1 pseudogene is annotated in these 288 nt (G+C 59.7%); it reads left to right on the top strand.

Annotated features, from left to right (window positions below):
* Nucleotides 1–288 (top strand): annotated as a pseudogene (locus EN862_RS35750) (DNA polymerase/3'-5' exonuclease PolX); the annotation flags it as partial.

The following is a 288-nucleotide window of genomic DNA, read 5'->3' as shown; positions in this document are numbered from 1 at the left end:
AGCGGCGAAACACAGCTTCACCTGCACAAGGCCGCCGCACTCCTTGAGCATGCAATCCTATCGGTGAAGCAAGAGCATCCCGAATTTTCGCGTGTGGAAATCGCTGGTGATTTCCGGCGCGGTCGCGAACTTGTTGCCGACCTCGCGCTGGTCGCGCTGGGCAAGAAGCGGACCGCAATCGAGCAATCCACGCTCAGGCTTGTCGTCACGGACAAGAAGCACTTTGGCGCGAGCCTCCTCGAAGCTACGGGTTCGGCGGCCCATCTTGAGCAGTTGAAGACATACGCG

This window comes from Mesorhizobium sp. M2E.F.Ca.ET.219.01.1.1 (assembly GCF_004016445.2).
Lineage (GTDB): Bacteria > Pseudomonadota > Alphaproteobacteria > Rhizobiales > Rhizobiaceae > Mesorhizobium.
Note: the sequence above shows the minus strand (reverse complement) of the source record. Positions and strands in the feature narration are given on the sequence as shown.